Raw genomic sequence first — 13,818 nt, 5'->3', positions numbered from 1 at the left:
TACGCTCGGTCGATGCACATCAGGCGCAGCTCCCGCCCCCAACTCCCGCCCGCGGCAGGCCGGCCCGCCTCGTCCGCCACGCCCACTCCGTCCGTACGGCCCGCCTCGTCCGCCACGCCCACTCCGTCCGTACGGCCCACCCGGCCCGCCCAGCCCGCCAGGCCCGCCGGGCACTCGTCGGCGCGCAGGGTTCGCGCCGGAGGTGTGCTCCTCGCCGCCGCCGCGCTGCTCGTCTCCGCCTGCTCCTCGGGAAGCGCGACGAGTTCCGGCAGTGCGGGGGCCCACGCCGCGCTGGCCGCGCTGCCGCAGGCCACGCCGGCCGCCCTCGCGTCGTACTACGGACAGAAGGTGAAGTGGCGCAGCTGCGGCGTCCCCGGCTTCGAGTGCGGCACGCTCAAGGCGCCGCTGGACTACGCGAAGACGGCCGACGGTGACGTCCGGCTCGCGGTGGCCCGCAAGAAGGCCACCGGGCCCGGCAAGCGTCTCGGATCGCTGCTGGTGAACCCGGGCGGGCCGGGCGGTTCGGCCATCGGCTACCTCCAGGCGTACGCCGGCATCGGTTACCCGGCACAGGTCCGCGCCCGCTACGACATGGTCGCGGTCGATCCGCGCGGGGTCGCCCGCAGCGAGCCCGTCACATGCCTCAGCGGGCGGCGGATGGACGCGTACACGCAGACGGACTCGACACCCGACACCGCCCGGGAGACGTCCCGACTCGTCGACGCGTACAAGGAGTTCGCGGAGGGCTGCGGCACCCACTCGCCGCGACTGCTGCGCCATGTGTCGACGGTCGAGGCGGCCCGGGACATGGACATCGTGCGGGCGGCGCTGGGCGACCCGAAGCTGACCTATGTGGGGGCGTCGTACGGCACGTTCCTCGGGGCGACGTACGCGGGCCTGTTCCCGGAGCGGGCGGGCCGCCTCGTCCTGGACGGCGCGATGGACCCCTCGCTGCCCGCGCGCCGGTTGAACCTCGACCAGACAGCGGGCTTCGAGACGGCGTTCCAGTCGTTCGCGAAGGACTGCGTGCAGCAGACGGACTGCCCGCTGGGCCGCAAGAGCACGACGCCCGCCCAGGTCGGCCGGAACCTCAAGGCCTTCTTCCGGAAGCTGGACGCCCGCCCGATCCCCGCAGGCGACGCGGACGGCCGAAAGCTCGGCGAGGCCCTCGCCACCACCGGCGTGATCGCCGCGATGTACGACGAGGGCGCGTGGGCGCAGTTGCGCGAGGCGCTGACCTCGGCGATGAAGGAGAACGACGGCGCGGGCCTGCTGTTCCTCTCCGACAGCTACTACGACCGGGACGCGGACGGCAGCTACGAGAACATGATGTTCGCCAACGCCGCCGTGAACTGCCTCGACCTCCCGGCCGCCTTCGACACCCCGGCCGAGGTCGAGAAGTCCCTCCCCGCGTTCGAGAAGGCGTCCCCGGTCTTCGGCGAGGGCCTCGCCTGGGCCTCCCTGAACTGCGCGTACTGGCCGGTCCGGGCCACCGGTGAGCCGCACCGCATCGAGGCGAAGGGCGCGGCCCCGATCGTCGTCGTCGGCACCACCCGCGACCCGGCGACCCCCTACCGCTGGGCCCGCGGCCTCGCCGCCCAACTGGCCTCCGCCCGCCTCCTCACCTACGAGGGCGACGGCCACACCGCCTACGGCCGCGGCAGCACCTGCATCGACTCCGCGATCAACACCTACCTGCTCCGCGGCACGCCCCCGACCGAGGGAAAGCGCTGCTCGTAGCCCCTCCGGCCGGACCCGCCCGGCCCCGGGGTCGAGGGCCCCGGGGCCGGTTCGGAGCACCCTCGGAAACTGTGTAGACTTGCCGACGTTGCTGATCGCACCATAGGTGTGGACAGCGCGCCGCCTTAGCTCAGATGGCCAGAGCAACGCACTCGTAATGCGTAGGTCTCGGGTTCGAATCCCGAAGGCGGCTCGGATTAACCCCAGGACTCACTCGCCGTGACCTGGGGTTTTTTCATGCCGGAAGTCGGCGGGGGCGAAACTCGATGATCTTCGCTCCGTCATGTGTGGCCGTTGTGCGGCCGTCCTGGTTCGTCACCGCCTCGACGGTCTGTCCGGCGAGCTGCGCGAGTGCCGTCCGCGCTGGATCCGCGACCGGGCGACCGTCGCGTTCGGCGGCCTCGGCGAGCCGCGCGACGAGGTGATCGAGAGGCAACGGCGCGACCTGCTCGACGCGCGGCTCCACAGTCGCCCCGGGGCGTCGGTTCCGGGCGGCGAACTGCCCCGCGCTCCGCCGGAGCGGCGGCATCGCGTCGACGGTCTGGGTGGTTCGGTTCCTCCTGCTCAGCGCAGTTGCTCGGCCAGTCCGACGATGATGCCCTCCGGGCCGCGGACGTAGCAGAGCAGATAGAGGTCCTCGAACCGGGCGATCTCGCCGACGAGTTCGGCGCCGTGAGGGCGCAGGCGGGCGATGGTGTCCTCAAGGTCGTCGACGGCGAACATGACGCGGTGCGTGCCCAGAATGTTGTGCGGCTGGTTGCGCGGCCCGGTACTGATCGCCGCGGGGGTACGGTATTTCGCCAGTTCGAGCCGACTGTGACCGTCCGGGGTCCGGACCATCGCGATGTCACAGTGGACGCCGTCGAGTCCGGTGCACTGGTCGGCGACGAGGCCCTTGACCTCCGCCCTGCCCTCCAGCTCCATACCGAGTTCCACGAAGAACGCGATGGCGGCATCCATGTCCTCGACGACGATGCCGACGTTGTCCATCCGCTGAATCGCCATGCTGGTTTCTCCTTCTTCCTTGTGCGGCCGGTGGTGGCCGCTGATGTCCCTGGGACGGAGCCGGTGACACGTTCTCGACATCCGGGGACCACCGACTTCGAGAAATCTGGATCGCACTTCGGGGCCGCAACCGCGGCCCCGCGAGCCGGGCGCCACCCCCCAGGGTGAGCGCGGCGCAGGTGGCCACTCCCATGATGGCGATGCCTCCCCTCACGTACCGCCCGACGTGCCGCCTTGTCGGTGGTGAGGTTGGCGACCTGAAGAACGTGTCGTACAGGGCGGGCTCGGTGGAGCGTCCTGCCTGGCCTCACCGAGCCTGATCACCCGCGTGCGGCCTTCTCCTTCACCGTTCTCTCCATCCAGGCATGGCAGCCCCATTGGGCAAGCCCGCCCACCGTGAGGGACACGAGGAGCGCTCCCCAGTCGATGACGTGCGGCAGCCCGGGGAAGAAGGCGAAGAAGGCGAGCGTGGCGACGAGTCCCACGAAGAACGCGGCGATCCCGGTCCGGCGCCGCCGTGCCTGCCATGGTCGGTCCGGAGAGGAGTCCTTTTGCTGCTCGATCATGAACAACTCACTGCGTGATGTGGTGGCACTGGCCCACGCGCCGCACTCCGCTGACGTGGAGGTGGGCGCACGCCTTGCCATAACGAGGCAGCGTCTGCGGGGAGTCGAACCGATCGCGCCGGTGTGCGCACCGGCCTCGGTGGATCCCGGGGCGGTTCTCCCGGCCAGGGCGCTTCGTTGTCCGACAGATGAGATGTCGATCCCGTCGGCCGGGTACGGGCAGGGGTACTTAGGAAGTCCTTACCGTGAACGGCTAGCATCGCGTGCGCCGTTGTCGGTCGGGATGAGGTGAGGGACGTGGAGATGCCGAGGATCGGTGTCGCCGTGGTGACCATGGGCAACCGGCCCGACGAAGTCGACGCCCTGTTGCAGTCCGTGGCCAAGCAGGATCTCGCCCCGGCACGCATCGTGATCGTCGGAAACGGCTGTCGGTTGCCCGAGTTCGCCGCGCGGCTGTCGCTGCCCGGCGAGGTCACCACCATCGACGTCGAGGAGAACCTCGGCTGCCCCGGTGGGCGGAACGTGGCGCTGGCCCGGTTGCGGGAGTTCGGGGACGTCGATGTCGTCGTCGAGCTGGACGACGACGGGCTCCTGGTCGACGCCGACGTACTGCGCCGCGTGGCGGAACTGTTCGCCGCCGACCCACGCCTCGGCATCGTCGGCTTCCGCATCGCCGACGAGCACGGCGAGACCCAGCAGCGGCACGTGCCGCGCGTCGGCTCCTCCGATCCGATGCGGGGCGGGTACGTCACCGGGTTCCTCGGCGGCGGCCATGCCCTCCGTATGACGATGCTCGGCGAGACCGGGGACTGGCCCGCCGAGTTCTTCTTCGCCCACGAGGAGACCGACCTCGCCTGGCGGGTCGCCGACGGCGGCTGGCGGATCCTGTACGCGCCCGAACTGCTGCTCCAGCACCCGAAGACCTCACCTGCCCGGCACGCCATCTACTACCGGGTGAACGCCCGGAACCGGGTGTGGCTGGTCCGGCGACGGCTGCCGCTCGCGCTGATCCCGGTGCATCTGGGCGTGTGGACGCTGCTCACGCTGCTGCGGGTGCGGTCGGTGGCCGGATTGCGCGCCTGGTTCGGCGGCTTCATGGAGGGCGTACGGGAACCGGCCGGCGAACGGCGGCCGATGAGCTGGCGGACCGTCTGGCGCCTCAGCCGACTGGGGCGACCGCCGGTCATCTGACGCCCGCCAGGTATCCGGCGGACGCCCGCCAGGTACCCGATGGACGCCCGCCAGGTATCCGGCGGACGGCCTCCAGGTACCTGACACTTGCCGGTCACTTGGCACTCGCCGGTCATCACCTGGCACTCGCCGGTCGTCCGGCCCTCCCCAGGCCCAGGCACCCCGCGCCCGTCTGATCTCGTACGCCTGACCAGGTGCCGTACGGACGAGGGTCCCGGGCGTTCACCTCCGCCGACCGGGACCCTCCTCCGTACGCGGATCCGGCCGCGACGGCGACACTCCCCCGAGTTGCGCGTCGTACGCGCGCACCGTCGGGCCAGATCCGATGTAGTGATCACATCAGGCCACTCCAACAGATCGCTAACATGTGGCCAACGGCGGTGTACGGGAAGGCAGTGGGGCGTGGCGGGGTGCGGGCTGCGGTACGAGCTGCGGTTCGGACTGCTGGGGTCGCCCGTCCTGTACGACGGCCGCGGCGCCACCGGTGTCCGGGCAGTGCGGGCGGTCCGGAGCCCCAAGGCGCGGGTTCTGCTGGCCGCGTTGTTGCTCGAAGCCGGTCGTATCGTCTCCGTCGACTCGCTGAAGGACGCGTTGTGGGGCGGTGCCCCGCCGCCGTCCGCGCAGGCATCCCTGCACAACCACGTCACCCGGCTACGGCGGCAGCTCGACGACCCGGCACGGCTGCGGGCGGTGCCGCCCGGCTATCTGCTGCGCGTCGAACAGGGCGAACTGGACGTGCACGTCTTCGAGCGGCACGTCGCCGCCGCGCGCGGCGCGCACGCCGCCCGGAACTGGGAACGGGTCGTGCGCGAATGCGCCGACGCCCTCGCGCTGTGGCGCGGCACACCGCTCGGCGGGCTCCCGTCCGAACTCCGCGGATACGGCTTCGCACAGCGCCTCCGCGAGACGCGGCTGCTCCTCCTGGAGTGGCGCTACGACGCCGAACTCGCCCTCGGCGACACACGACTCGCCGCTCTGGTACCGGAGTTGGCCGCGCTGGCCGCCGAGCAGCCGCTGCGGGAGGCGTACCACCGCCAGTTGATGCTCGCCCTGCACCGCACCGGGCGCCAGGCCGAGGCCCTCGCCGTCCACCGCGATCTGCGCACCCGCCTCGTCGAGGAACTCGGCATCGAGCCGGGGCCGGGGGTGCGGGAGGCGCATGTGGAGGTGTTGCAGGGGGCTTCGCACGGCTCGCCCGCACCCGTGGGCGACGGGGAGCACGGCCGGCCCGGTCCAGCGAACTCACCGGTTTCGGCGGCCTCGGCCGTGACGGCTGCCGCTACGACGACCGGCAACGCTACGCGCGAAGACAGCGGCGCCGACGGCGATGGCCACGCCGCCCGCCTCCGGCCACCCCGCCCCGCCCAACTCCCGCCACCCCCCGCCCACTTCACCGGCCGGACCGGCATCCGCGACGCACTGCGCCACGCCCTTACTCCCGCCCAGCACTCCGCCCGCGGGCCCTCCCTCGCCCCCTCCCTGGCCCCTTCCCTCGGCTCTCCTTCCGGTCCTTCCTCCGGTCCCCCTCCCTCCCTCACCCTCACCCTCGCCGTCGTCAGCGGCATGCCCGGCGTCGGCAAGAGCGCGCTCGCGCTGCACGTGGCGCACGGGCTGCGCGAGCGTTTTCCCGACGGTCAGCTCTACGTCAACCTGCACGGCGCCACCCCCGGCATGACCCCCCTCACCGCGGGCCAGGCCCTCGCCGCGCTGCTCCGCGATCTCGGCGCCGAACCCCGCGACATCCCCGAACACCCGGACGCGGAAGCCGCGTTGCTCCGCTCCCTGCTCGCACCGACACGCACCTTGCTGGTGCTGGACGACGCCGCGAGCGCCGCGCAGGTACGGCCGCTGCTGCCGGCCGGCGCCGACTGCGCGGTGATCGTCACCAGCCGCTCACCGCTGACCGCGCTCGACGGAGCCCACCGGTTCCCGCTCACCCCCCTGACCGGCGAGGAGAGCGCGGAACTGCTGCGGGCGGCCTCCGGCTGGGGCGCCCTGGACGCCGCCCACCCCCTCGTGGAACTCACCGGGCACCTCCCCCTCGCCCTCCGTGTCGTCGCCGCCCGGCTGGCCGCGCGCCGAGCCCTCACGCCGGACGGGCTGGCCGGCCAACTGGCCCACACCGAAGGGCGGTTGCACCACCTGGAGTACGACGACCTCAGTGTCCGCCGGTCCCTCGCCGTCACCCACGACGCGCTCGCCGCGTCCGAACGGCAGGCCGACCGCGACGCCGCCCTCGTCCTGCGCCGCATCGGCGCCCTCGACCTCGCCGCCTACGACGTCCCCCTTCTCGCCCGCCTCATCGGCACCGACGAGACCCGCGCCGACGCCGCGCTGGGCCGCCTCGTCGACGTGGCGCTCCTGGAGGAGACGGTCTACGGCCGCTACACACTCCACGACCTGGTCCGCGACTTCGCCCGCGAACTCGCCGAAGACGACGACAGCACCCCCACCGCCCCCACCACGCCTACTACCTCCACCACGCCCACTACCTCCACCCCCGCTACCGCCCCCACCACTTCCCTCACCACCTCGACCACCCCGTCACGAGGTCGCCGACCGGGTGGCTGATCACTTCGCGTCCGCATAGCACTCCACCACCGCCGTGGTGAACGGGAACCGCACCGGCGTCTCGCCGAACGTCAGCCGTCCCGCCAGGTCCGACGCCTCCCGGATCGCCGTCACGATCCTCTCGGCCTCCTCCTCGGGGCAGTGCACGATCACCTCGTCGTGCTGGAAGAAGACCAGTTCGGCCCGCATGTCCGCACAGGACTGGCGCAGCGCGGCGAGCAGCAGGAGGGTCCAGTCGGCGGCGCTGCCCTGGACGACGAAGTTACGGGCGAAGCGCCCGCGGGCGCGGGCGTTGGTGGAGGCGTACCCGGGAGTCCACTGCCGGTCCTCGGAGCCGTCCCCGGCGACGGGGATGCCGGCCTCCTCGGAGGCGTCGTCGCCCGTCCCGGCCGCCGGTGGGCAGGTCCGGCCGAGCCAGGTCCGGACGAGCCGCCCCTCCTCGCCGGCGCGGGCCGCGTCGTCGACGTACGCCACCGCCTTGGGGAAGCGGCGTCTGAGCGCGGCGAGGTTCTTGAGGCCGTCGCCGGAGGTCTGGCCGTAGACCGCGCCGAGCACGGCGAGTTTGGCCTGGGCGCGGTCGCCGGAGAAGGCGCGGTCGGAGACGGACTGGTAGAGGTCGGTCTCGCGCCCGGCCACCTCCATCAGGCCGGGGTCGCGGGAGATCGCCGCGAGGACGCGCGGTTCCATCTGGTCGGCGTCGGCGACGACGAGCCGCCAGCCGGGGTCCGCGACCACGGCCCGCCGGATGACCTTCGGGATCTGGAGCGCGCCTCCGCCGTTGGTCACCCAGCGGCCGGTGACGGTGCCGCCCGCGAGGAACTCGGGTCGGAAGCGGCCCTCGCGCACCCAGTCCTGCAGCCAGGACCAGCCGTGCGCGACCCAGATGCGGTAGAGCTTCTTGTACTCGATCAGCGGTTTCACGGCCGGATGGTCGACCGATTCGAGCTCCCAGCGCCGGGTCGACTTCACCTTGATCCCGGCCTGCGCGAAGGCCTTGACGACATCGGCGGGCAGATCGGGGCGGACCCGGCGGCCGAAGGCGGCGGACACCTCGTCGGCGAGCTCGGCAAGGCGGCGGGGCTCGCCACCGCCCGCGTACCGCTCGCCCAGCAGTTCGTGCAGCACCCCGCGGTGCGTCTCCGCGCTCCACGGCAGCCCGGCGCGGTTCATCTCGGCGGCTACCAGCATCCCCGCCGACTCGGCCGCCGTCAGCAGCCGCATCCGGTCCGGGTGCGCGGTGGTGTCGTGGCGGCGCTGCTGATCGGCGTACACCTCGACGAGGTCGTGCAGGGGCAGGTGCACGGACTGCGGTTCGAAGAGGGGTGACTGCGAGCCGGGCTCGGCGGATCGCTGGGGTGGATCGGGCGGTACGGGTCCGCCGCGCAGCCGGGCCAGGGCGGCTGTCGCCGAACGCGGTTCGCCGTGCCGCCCCTCATGGCCCAGCAGCAGCGTCTCGGCGTCCTCGACGTCGTAGCACCGCTCTACTCGCACCCCCGTGGCGAGCAGGCGCGGATACGTCTCGGTCGTCGACCGCCACACCCAGCGGGTGACGTCGGGCAGACCGCGTACCGCCTCGGCGGGGTCGGCCACCCGCCGCACCGGACCGGCGAGCAGCCCACCGGAGCCGAGGGGGGCGATCTCCACGCCACCGTCCTCGGCCGGAGCGAGCACCCACCGGTCGGTCATGCTGCGAGTGTGTCAGCCGGGTCTGACAATGCCCGGTCTGGCGACGGCCGGTCTGACAGCGGTGGGTCTGACGACGGCCGTCCCTCACGGTCGGACCGCGACGGTCACCGGCTTCGGCGGGACCGCGACGGCCACCAGCCACGGAGGGACCGCGACGGCCACCCGGCCAGGGTCGCTCCGGCAGCGGGCCGGTTCGACAGCGGCCGGTCGCTCACGGACCGCGCCCGACCGACCCGCCCCGACTGCCTCACCACCGACCCACCTCAGGCCCCTTCTTCCTCCCCCTCGCCCTCGCCAAGCTTCACCGCGATCTTGGCAAGCGCCGCGTCGATGTTCTCCTCCGCGGCCTGCTTGGTGATGCCGAGGTCCGACAGGACGCCCTGGCCGTTCTCGAACTCCAGGAGGGCGAGCAGGATGTGCTCGGTGCCGACGTAGTTGTGGCCGAGGCGGAGGGCCTCGCGGAAGGTGAGTTCCAGGATCTTCTTGGCGTCGGAGCCGTAGGGGACGAGCTCCGGCATCTCCTCGGCCGCGGGCGGCAGTACGGCGGTGGCGGCCTGCCGTACTGCGTCCAGGAGGACCCCCTGCGCGGTGATCGCCCTGGCGGCCAGGCCCTCCGGTTCGGCCAGCAGGCCGAGGACGAGATGCTCGGGGCGGCCCTCGGGGTTGCGGGCCGCGATGGCCTCGTTGTGGGCGGCCATCACCGTGTTGCGCGCGCGGGGCGTGTAACGGCTGAAGCCCTGGCTCGGGTCGATGTCCGAGGAGTCCTTCGGCACGAACCGCTTCTGCGCGGCCTGCCGGGTGACCCCCATGCTCTGGCCGATGTCCGTCCAGGAGGCGCCCGAGCGCCGGGCCTGGTCCACGAAGTGGCCGATCAGATGGTCGGCCACCTCGCCGAGGTGCTGACCGGCGAGGACGGCGTCCTGGAGTTGCTCCAGGGGCTCGGGGTGGACCTTCTTGATGGCCGTGATGAGGTCGTCGAGGCGTACGGATGACGTGATGTTGGGGTTCGTCGTCATGTGTCAACCGTAGGTTGACGGTTCAGGAGTGTCAACCCGAAGTTGACATTCGTCAAGCGCGGGATGAGACGATCGCCAGGTGACCAGCACCGTCGAACGCGCCTTCCAGGCAGCCCTCTACGCCGACTCCGACTCCGCCCTCGACACCGGCGCCTCGCTCCTCGCGGCGGACCCCGCGTCCGACGCCGAACTCGACCGCCGGGGCCGGGAGTTCGTCGCGGTGGCCTGGCGGCGCGGCTGGCAGCCCGCCGACGTCGTACGGATCGTGCGGCGCGAGCTGGACGACGTACACGCGCGCGTGCTGTCCGCGCTGATCCGCTCCCAGGTGCCGTACGACCGTCCGCGCGGCCCCCGCTGGACCGCCCAGCTCGACGAACTCGCCGATGTCGCCGAGGCCGCTGGGGGTGACGGCGTCCCGCCCCGCACGGACCGCTTCTCCTACGCCACCGCCGTCCTGGAGCTCTACCGCCTCCTCCTGAGCCTGCCCGCGATCGAACCCCTGGAGGACCTGGGCGGTCTGAGGGAGCCCGGGGAGCCGGGGGAGTCCGCGACCGCCCGGCACCGCCCTGGGTCGGACTCCCGCATGCTCACCCGGATCCGCGCCCTCCTCGCCAAGGCGGAGGCGACCGGCTTCCCCGAGGAGGCCGAAGCGCTCAGCGCCAAGGCGCAGGAGCTGATGGCCCGGCACAGTGTCGACGAGGCGGTGCTCGCCGCCGGAGCGCCCGCCGCCGACGCCCCCGGCGCCTGCCGGATCGGGGTCGAACCGCCGTACGAGCAGGCCAAGGCGGTGCTGCTGGACGCGGTCGCCACCGCGAACCACTGCCGGGCCGTGTGGAACGAACCCCTCGGCTTCTCGACCGTCGTCGGCTTCGCACCGGATCTGGAGGTGGTCGAACTGCTGCACACCTCGCTGCTCGTCCAGGCCCAGTCCGCCATGGCGAAGGCGGAGGCGGCACAGCGCGCGGGCGGGCGCAGGCGGACCAAGACCTTCCGGCAGTCCTTCCTCGCGGCCTACGCCCACCGCGTCGGCACCCGCCTGCGCGAGGCCGCCGCGCACCCGGTGAACGAGGACCTGTTGCCCGTCCTCGCCACCCGCGAGGTCGCCGTCACCGATCGTCTCGACCGGATGTTCCCGGAGACCACGACGACCCGGCTGCGCGGCGTCAACGACGAGGCCGGCTGGACGGAGGGGTCGGAGGCGGCCGACCGGGCCCAGGTACGCGCCCGCCGACCCCTCGGCTGACCACCTCTACCCCACCCCGCCCACCCCACCTAGCCCACCCACCCGCTCCGCCCGTCGACGCCTGCGCCGGCCCCTTCCTCGCCCTCGTCCCGCGCCTTTCGCCCTTCGCCCCCGTCCGTCAGGCCCTCCCGTCCTCCGGCGACCTCGAGTCAGTCGCTGACCTGCTGGAAGCCGCTCACCGTGGCGTCGGGATCGGTCTTGGCGCCCTTCAGCGCGACCTCGCCGTACGACCACGGGAAGCTGTGCGTCTTCGTCGACCCGGGCAGGCTGAACTTCGCCGTCTTCACGGCCAGACTCTTCGCGCCGCCCGACTCGCCCCGGACGTAGGTGATGGTGAAGGACACGGCCTGGTTCTCGACGAGGGTGAGCTTCTGGGCCTTGGCGGCCGGGTCCGTGAGGACGTTCGTCGAGGTGCCGCCCGCGGAGAGGCCGACGGCGGGCAGGCCGTCGAGGGTGCACTTGGCGGTGGTGTTGGTGATCGTGACGGGGACGGTGCCGGTGTCCCCGGCGGCGGGAGCCTCGGAGGCGGGCCCGATGTCGACGGTCACCTCGCCGATCTTGCAGGCGGTGCTGTCCTGGCTGCTCTTCGTGTCGCCGCCTCCGCTGTCACCGCCGTCGTCGTTACAGGCGGTGAGGAGGAGGGCGGCGGCGACAACGGTGGCGGCGAAGGCGGGGGCGGTGCGCATAAAGATCCTCTGGGGAGCGTGATGCCGATGGTCCAGTGCATGGATCATCACGCATGAAACCCCGACACGGTTGCCCACCCCGGCGCCCGCCCCAGTGCCCGCTCCGGCGCCCGCTCCGGCGCCCGCTCCGGCGCCCGCCCCTCCACCTGTCCTTGCCCCGCTCCTCCCCGTCCCTCCCCACCCGTTCCCGCGCGGGTCGGTCAGGATCCCAGGCTCGCCGTCGGCAGTCCGCTCGGCAGCCGGCCGCCCTTCGACCTGGTGTACGACTCCGTGCCGAGACCGCCTTCCCAGGTCACCTTCAGCGAGGTCTTGCCGACCGAGTCGACCGTGCCCTCGGCCCGGTCCTTGTTGCCGTCCGAGCAGGTGAGGCTGATCTTCTCCACGCCCGACTCCTTCTTGGCGGTGCCCCCGCACATGGCCCCGCCGGTCGCGAAGAGCCCCGCCTCGGTGCCGGTGACGACGAGGGCCACGGCCTTGCCGCCGGTGGTGGCCAGCCAGCTGCCCTCCAGTCCGTCGGGCGCTGCCGTGGACCCGTCGCCGCCGGTCGTGCCCCCGGTGTCCGCACTCTCGGTCGCCGAGGTGCTGGGGCTGCCGGAGGAGTCGTCGTCGGAGCCGCCGCCACCACCGCACGCGCTCAGCGCGAGCACACCGGCCAGGGAGAGGACCGCGGCGGCGGCACGCACCCGCCGCCGTGCCGCCGTAGCCGCTGAGGCCGCCGTACGCGAGAAGGTCGCCGAAGTCACTGGCAGCTCCCAAGCTGTAGCCGGTCGCTCCGGCCGAGGCGACCGGAAGGACGGCAGCAAGCTACCAGGGCGTAACCCCGCCTACCAGGGCGTAACCGAGCCCAGGACGCCCCAGTGCCGGCCCCATGGCATCCCCCGCGCCGAGCTCAGGGCGCCCCCGTACCGGACCCATGGCATCCCTCGTGCCGGGCCCAAGGCGCCCCCGTGCCGGGCCAAGGCACCCTCGCACCGGCCCCATGGGATCCCCAGCACCGCGCCTACGGCACTCCGCCCCGCACCCGCGTCGTCCCCCACCGCCCCCCCGACCCGACCTGATCCGACCCGCCCCGACCGCCCGGGTCTACCAGGACGACTTCCGCACCCCCGGCAGGAACCCCGCGTGCGCCTGCTCGCGCAGTCCCACCCGGGACAGTCCGAAGGCGCGGAAGTAGCCGCGGGGGCGTCCGTCCACCTGGTCGCGGTTGCGGATCCGGGTGGCGCTGGCGTCCCGCGGCTGGCGGCGCAACTCCGCCTGTGCGGCGAGCCGTTCCTCCTCGGTGGAGGACGGCCGGCGGATGGTCTCCTTCAGTTCGGCCCGGCGGGCGGCGTAGCGCGCGACGATCTCCTGCCGCTGCTCGTTCCTTGCGATCTTGCTCTTCTTGGCCATCAGACCTTCACCCCTCGCGCGCGGATCCGCGCCACGGCCGCCTCGACGCCGACCGTGTCGATCGTCTTGATCCCCTTGGTGCTCAGGCGCAGCCGTACATGACGGCCCTCGCTCGGCAGCCAGTAGCGCTTGGACTGGATGTTCGGGTCGAAGCGGCGCGAAGTGCGCCGGTGGGAGTGGGAGATGCGGTTGCCGAAGCCGGGCTTGGTGCCGGTCAGCATGCAGTGGGCGGACACGGGTGATGCACCTCTCTCGAAGTGGTGATGTAAATGGAATTCATTTTCAGTAAGATACCAGCATGGCTCGCAACGAACTCCGGCCGGTCATCAAGCTCCGGTCCACGGCCGGCACCGGCTTCACCTACGTGACCCGCAAGAACCGCCGCAACGACCCGGACCGTATGACGCTCCGCAAGTACGACCCGGTCCTCGCCCGCCACGTCGACTTCCGAGAGGAGCGCTGAACCACCGCCATGCGCAAGGGAATCCACCCCGAGTACCGCCCCGTCGTCTTCCGCGACCGGGCCGCCGACTACACCTTCCTCACCCGTTCGACGATGACGAGCGAGAAGACGATCGACTGGGAGGACGGCAACACCTACCCGGTCGTCGACGTCGAGATCTCCGACGTCAGCCACCCCTTCTACACGGGCACCGCCCGCGTCCTGGACACCGCCGGACGGGTCGAGCGCTTCGAACGCCGGTACGGAAAGCAGGGTTAGCGCG

14 protein-coding genes, 1 tRNA gene and 1 pseudogene are annotated in these 13,818 nt (G+C 72.3%); 7 read left to right on the top strand and 9 right to left on the bottom strand.

Going from position 1 to position 13,818, the window contains the following annotated elements; genetic code table 11:
• Positions 1 to 12: 12 nt before the first annotated feature.
• The gene (locus ACZ5VD_RS36045; protein ID WP_468684716.1) at positions 13 to 1,740 is read left to right on the top strand and encodes an alpha/beta hydrolase; all 1,728 of its coding nucleotides are present in this window, start codon (positions 13 to 15) and stop codon (positions 1,738 to 1,740) included.
• A gap of 119 nt (positions 1,741 to 1,859) precedes the next feature.
• Positions 1,860 to 1,933 (top strand) — tRNA-Thr (locus tag ACZ5VD_RS36040).
• Between the two features lie 42 nt (positions 1,934 to 1,975).
• On the opposite strand, the gene ACZ5VD_RS36035 is transcribed toward ACZ5VD_RS36040, so the two are convergent.
• From ACZ5VD_RS36035 to ACZ5VD_RS36025, 3 genes are all read right to left on the bottom strand, one after another.
• Complete coding sequence (locus ACZ5VD_RS36035; protein WP_468684714.1) at positions 1,976 to 2,269, bottom strand: hypothetical protein; 294 nt, start codon at positions 2,267 to 2,269, stop codon at positions 1,976 to 1,978.
• Between the two features lie 35 nt (positions 2,270 to 2,304).
• Positions 2,305 to 2,745, bottom strand: a complete 441-nt coding sequence (locus ACZ5VD_RS36030; RefSeq protein ID WP_468553012.1) for a VOC family protein — start codon at positions 2,743 to 2,745, stop codon at positions 2,305 to 2,307.
• A 320-nt stretch (positions 2,746 to 3,065) separates the two neighbouring features.
• Entirely contained in the window at positions 3,066 to 3,311 is a 246-nt protein-coding gene (locus ACZ5VD_RS36025) for a hypothetical protein (protein WP_468553013.1), read from the bottom strand.
• A 297-nt stretch (positions 3,312 to 3,608) separates the two neighbouring features.
• On the opposite strand from ACZ5VD_RS36025, the gene ACZ5VD_RS36020 reads away from it, so the two are divergent.
• Both ACZ5VD_RS36020 and ACZ5VD_RS36015 read left to right on the top strand, forming a co-directional pair.
• Positions 3,609 to 4,502 (top strand): glycosyltransferase family 2 protein, encoded by an 894-nt coding sequence (locus ACZ5VD_RS36020; RefSeq protein WP_468684713.1) that lies wholly within the window; start codon positions 3,609 to 3,611, stop codon positions 4,500 to 4,502.
• Between the two features lie 417 nt (positions 4,503 to 4,919).
• Positions 4,920 to 6,959: pseudogene (locus ACZ5VD_RS36015) on the top strand (AfsR/SARP family transcriptional regulator); the annotation flags it as partial.
• A 114-nt stretch (positions 6,960 to 7,073) separates the two neighbouring features.
• Here ACZ5VD_RS36015 and ACZ5VD_RS36010 read toward each other — a convergent pair.
• Both ACZ5VD_RS36010 and ACZ5VD_RS36005 read right to left on the bottom strand, forming a co-directional pair.
• Positions 7,074 to 8,759, bottom strand: coding sequence for a bifunctional 3'-5' exonuclease/DNA polymerase (locus ACZ5VD_RS36010; RefSeq protein ID WP_468684712.1), 1,686 nt, complete (start codon positions 8,757 to 8,759; stop codon positions 7,074 to 7,076).
• A 263-nt stretch (positions 8,760 to 9,022) separates the two neighbouring features.
• Positions 9,023 to 9,775, bottom strand: coding sequence for a Clp protease N-terminal domain-containing protein (locus ACZ5VD_RS36005; RefSeq protein WP_468553016.1), 753 nt, complete (start codon positions 9,773 to 9,775; stop codon positions 9,023 to 9,025).
• Between the two features lie 79 nt (positions 9,776 to 9,854).
• Here ACZ5VD_RS36005 and ACZ5VD_RS36000 point away from each other — a divergent pair, with 79 nt between their 5' ends.
• On the top strand, positions 9,855 to 11,018 hold the full coding sequence (locus ACZ5VD_RS36000) for a DUF2786 domain-containing protein (RefSeq protein WP_468684711.1): 1,164 nt from the start codon (positions 9,855 to 9,857) through the stop codon (positions 11,016 to 11,018).
• Positions 11,019 to 11,167: 149 nt separating this feature from the next.
• Here the strand turns inward: ACZ5VD_RS36000 and ACZ5VD_RS35995 are convergent, their stop codons facing one another.
• The 4 genes from ACZ5VD_RS35995 to rpmB all read right to left on the bottom strand — a co-directional run bounded on the left by ACZ5VD_RS35995 (position 11,168) and on the right by rpmB (position 13,329).
• Positions 11,168 to 11,704, bottom strand: a complete 537-nt coding sequence (locus ACZ5VD_RS35995) for a DUF4232 domain-containing protein (RefSeq protein WP_468684709.1) — start codon at positions 11,702 to 11,704, stop codon at positions 11,168 to 11,170.
• Between the two features lie 200 nt (positions 11,705 to 11,904).
• Positions 11,905 to 12,447 (bottom strand): hypothetical protein, encoded by a 543-nt coding sequence (locus ACZ5VD_RS35990; protein ID WP_468684707.1) that lies wholly within the window; start codon positions 12,445 to 12,447, stop codon positions 11,905 to 11,907.
• A 340-nt stretch (positions 12,448 to 12,787) separates the two neighbouring features.
• A complete protein-coding gene (rpsN, locus tag ACZ5VD_RS35985) occupies positions 12,788 to 13,093 on the bottom strand; it encodes a 30S ribosomal protein S14 (RefSeq protein WP_468553020.1) in 306 nt (101 codons plus the stop codon).
• Entirely contained in the window at positions 13,093 to 13,329 is a 237-nt protein-coding gene (rpmB, locus tag ACZ5VD_RS35980; protein WP_468553021.1) for a 50S ribosomal protein L28, read from the bottom strand. Before rpmB ends, rpsN begins: the two co-directional genes overlap by 1 nt.
• A 62-nt stretch (positions 13,330 to 13,391) precedes the next feature.
• On the opposite strand from rpmB, the gene rpmG reads away from it, so the two are divergent.
• The gene (gene rpmG, locus ACZ5VD_RS35975) at positions 13,392 to 13,556 is read left to right on the top strand and encodes a 50S ribosomal protein L33 (protein ID WP_468553022.1); all 165 of its coding nucleotides are present in this window, start codon (positions 13,392 to 13,394) and stop codon (positions 13,554 to 13,556) included.
• Between the two features lie 9 nt (positions 13,557 to 13,565).
• Complete coding sequence (locus tag ACZ5VD_RS35970; RefSeq protein ID WP_468553023.1) at positions 13,566 to 13,814, top strand: type B 50S ribosomal protein L31; 249 nt, start codon at positions 13,566 to 13,568, stop codon at positions 13,812 to 13,814.
• Positions 13,815 to 13,818: the final 4 nt, after the last annotated feature.

The organism is Streptomyces sp. NPDC032822, assembly GCF_055578825.1.
Note: the sequence above shows the minus strand (reverse complement) of the source record. Positions and strands in the feature narration are given on the sequence as shown.

Excerpts from the sequence above, each read along its gene's own strand:
- ACZ5VD_RS36045 (WP_468684716.1), top strand. The coding sequence starts at position 13 with ATGCACATCAGGCGCAGCTCCCGCCCCCAACTCCCGCCCGCGGCAGGC.
- ACZ5VD_RS36035 (WP_468684714.1), bottom strand. The coding sequence starts at position 2,269 with ATGCCGCCGCTCCGGCGGAGCGCGGGGCAGTTCGCCGCCCGGAACCGA.
- ACZ5VD_RS36030 (WP_468553012.1), bottom strand. The coding sequence starts at position 2,745 with ATGGCGATTCAGCGGATGGACAACGTCGGCATCGTCGTCGAGGACATG.
- ACZ5VD_RS36025 (WP_468553013.1), bottom strand. The coding sequence starts at position 3,311 with ATGATCGAGCAGCAAAAGGACTCCTCTCCGGACCGACCATGGCAGGCA.
- ACZ5VD_RS36010 (WP_468684712.1), bottom strand. The coding sequence starts at position 8,759 with ATGACCGACCGGTGGGTGCTCGCTCCGGCCGAGGACGGTGGCGTGGAG.
- ACZ5VD_RS36005 (WP_468553016.1), bottom strand. The coding sequence starts at position 9,775 with ATGACGACGAACCCCAACATCACGTCATCCGTACGCCTCGACGACCTC.
- ACZ5VD_RS35995 (WP_468684709.1), bottom strand. The coding sequence starts at position 11,704 with ATGCGCACCGCCCCCGCCTTCGCCGCCACCGTTGTCGCCGCCGCCCTC.
- rpsN (WP_468553020.1), bottom strand. The coding sequence starts at position 13,093 with ATGGCCAAGAAGAGCAAGATCGCAAGGAACGAGCAGCGGCAGGAGATC.
- rpmG (WP_468553022.1), top strand. The coding sequence starts at position 13,392 with ATGGCTCGCAACGAACTCCGGCCGGTCATCAAGCTCCGGTCCACGGCC.
- ACZ5VD_RS35970 (WP_468553023.1), top strand. The coding sequence starts at position 13,566 with ATGCGCAAGGGAATCCACCCCGAGTACCGCCCCGTCGTCTTCCGCGAC.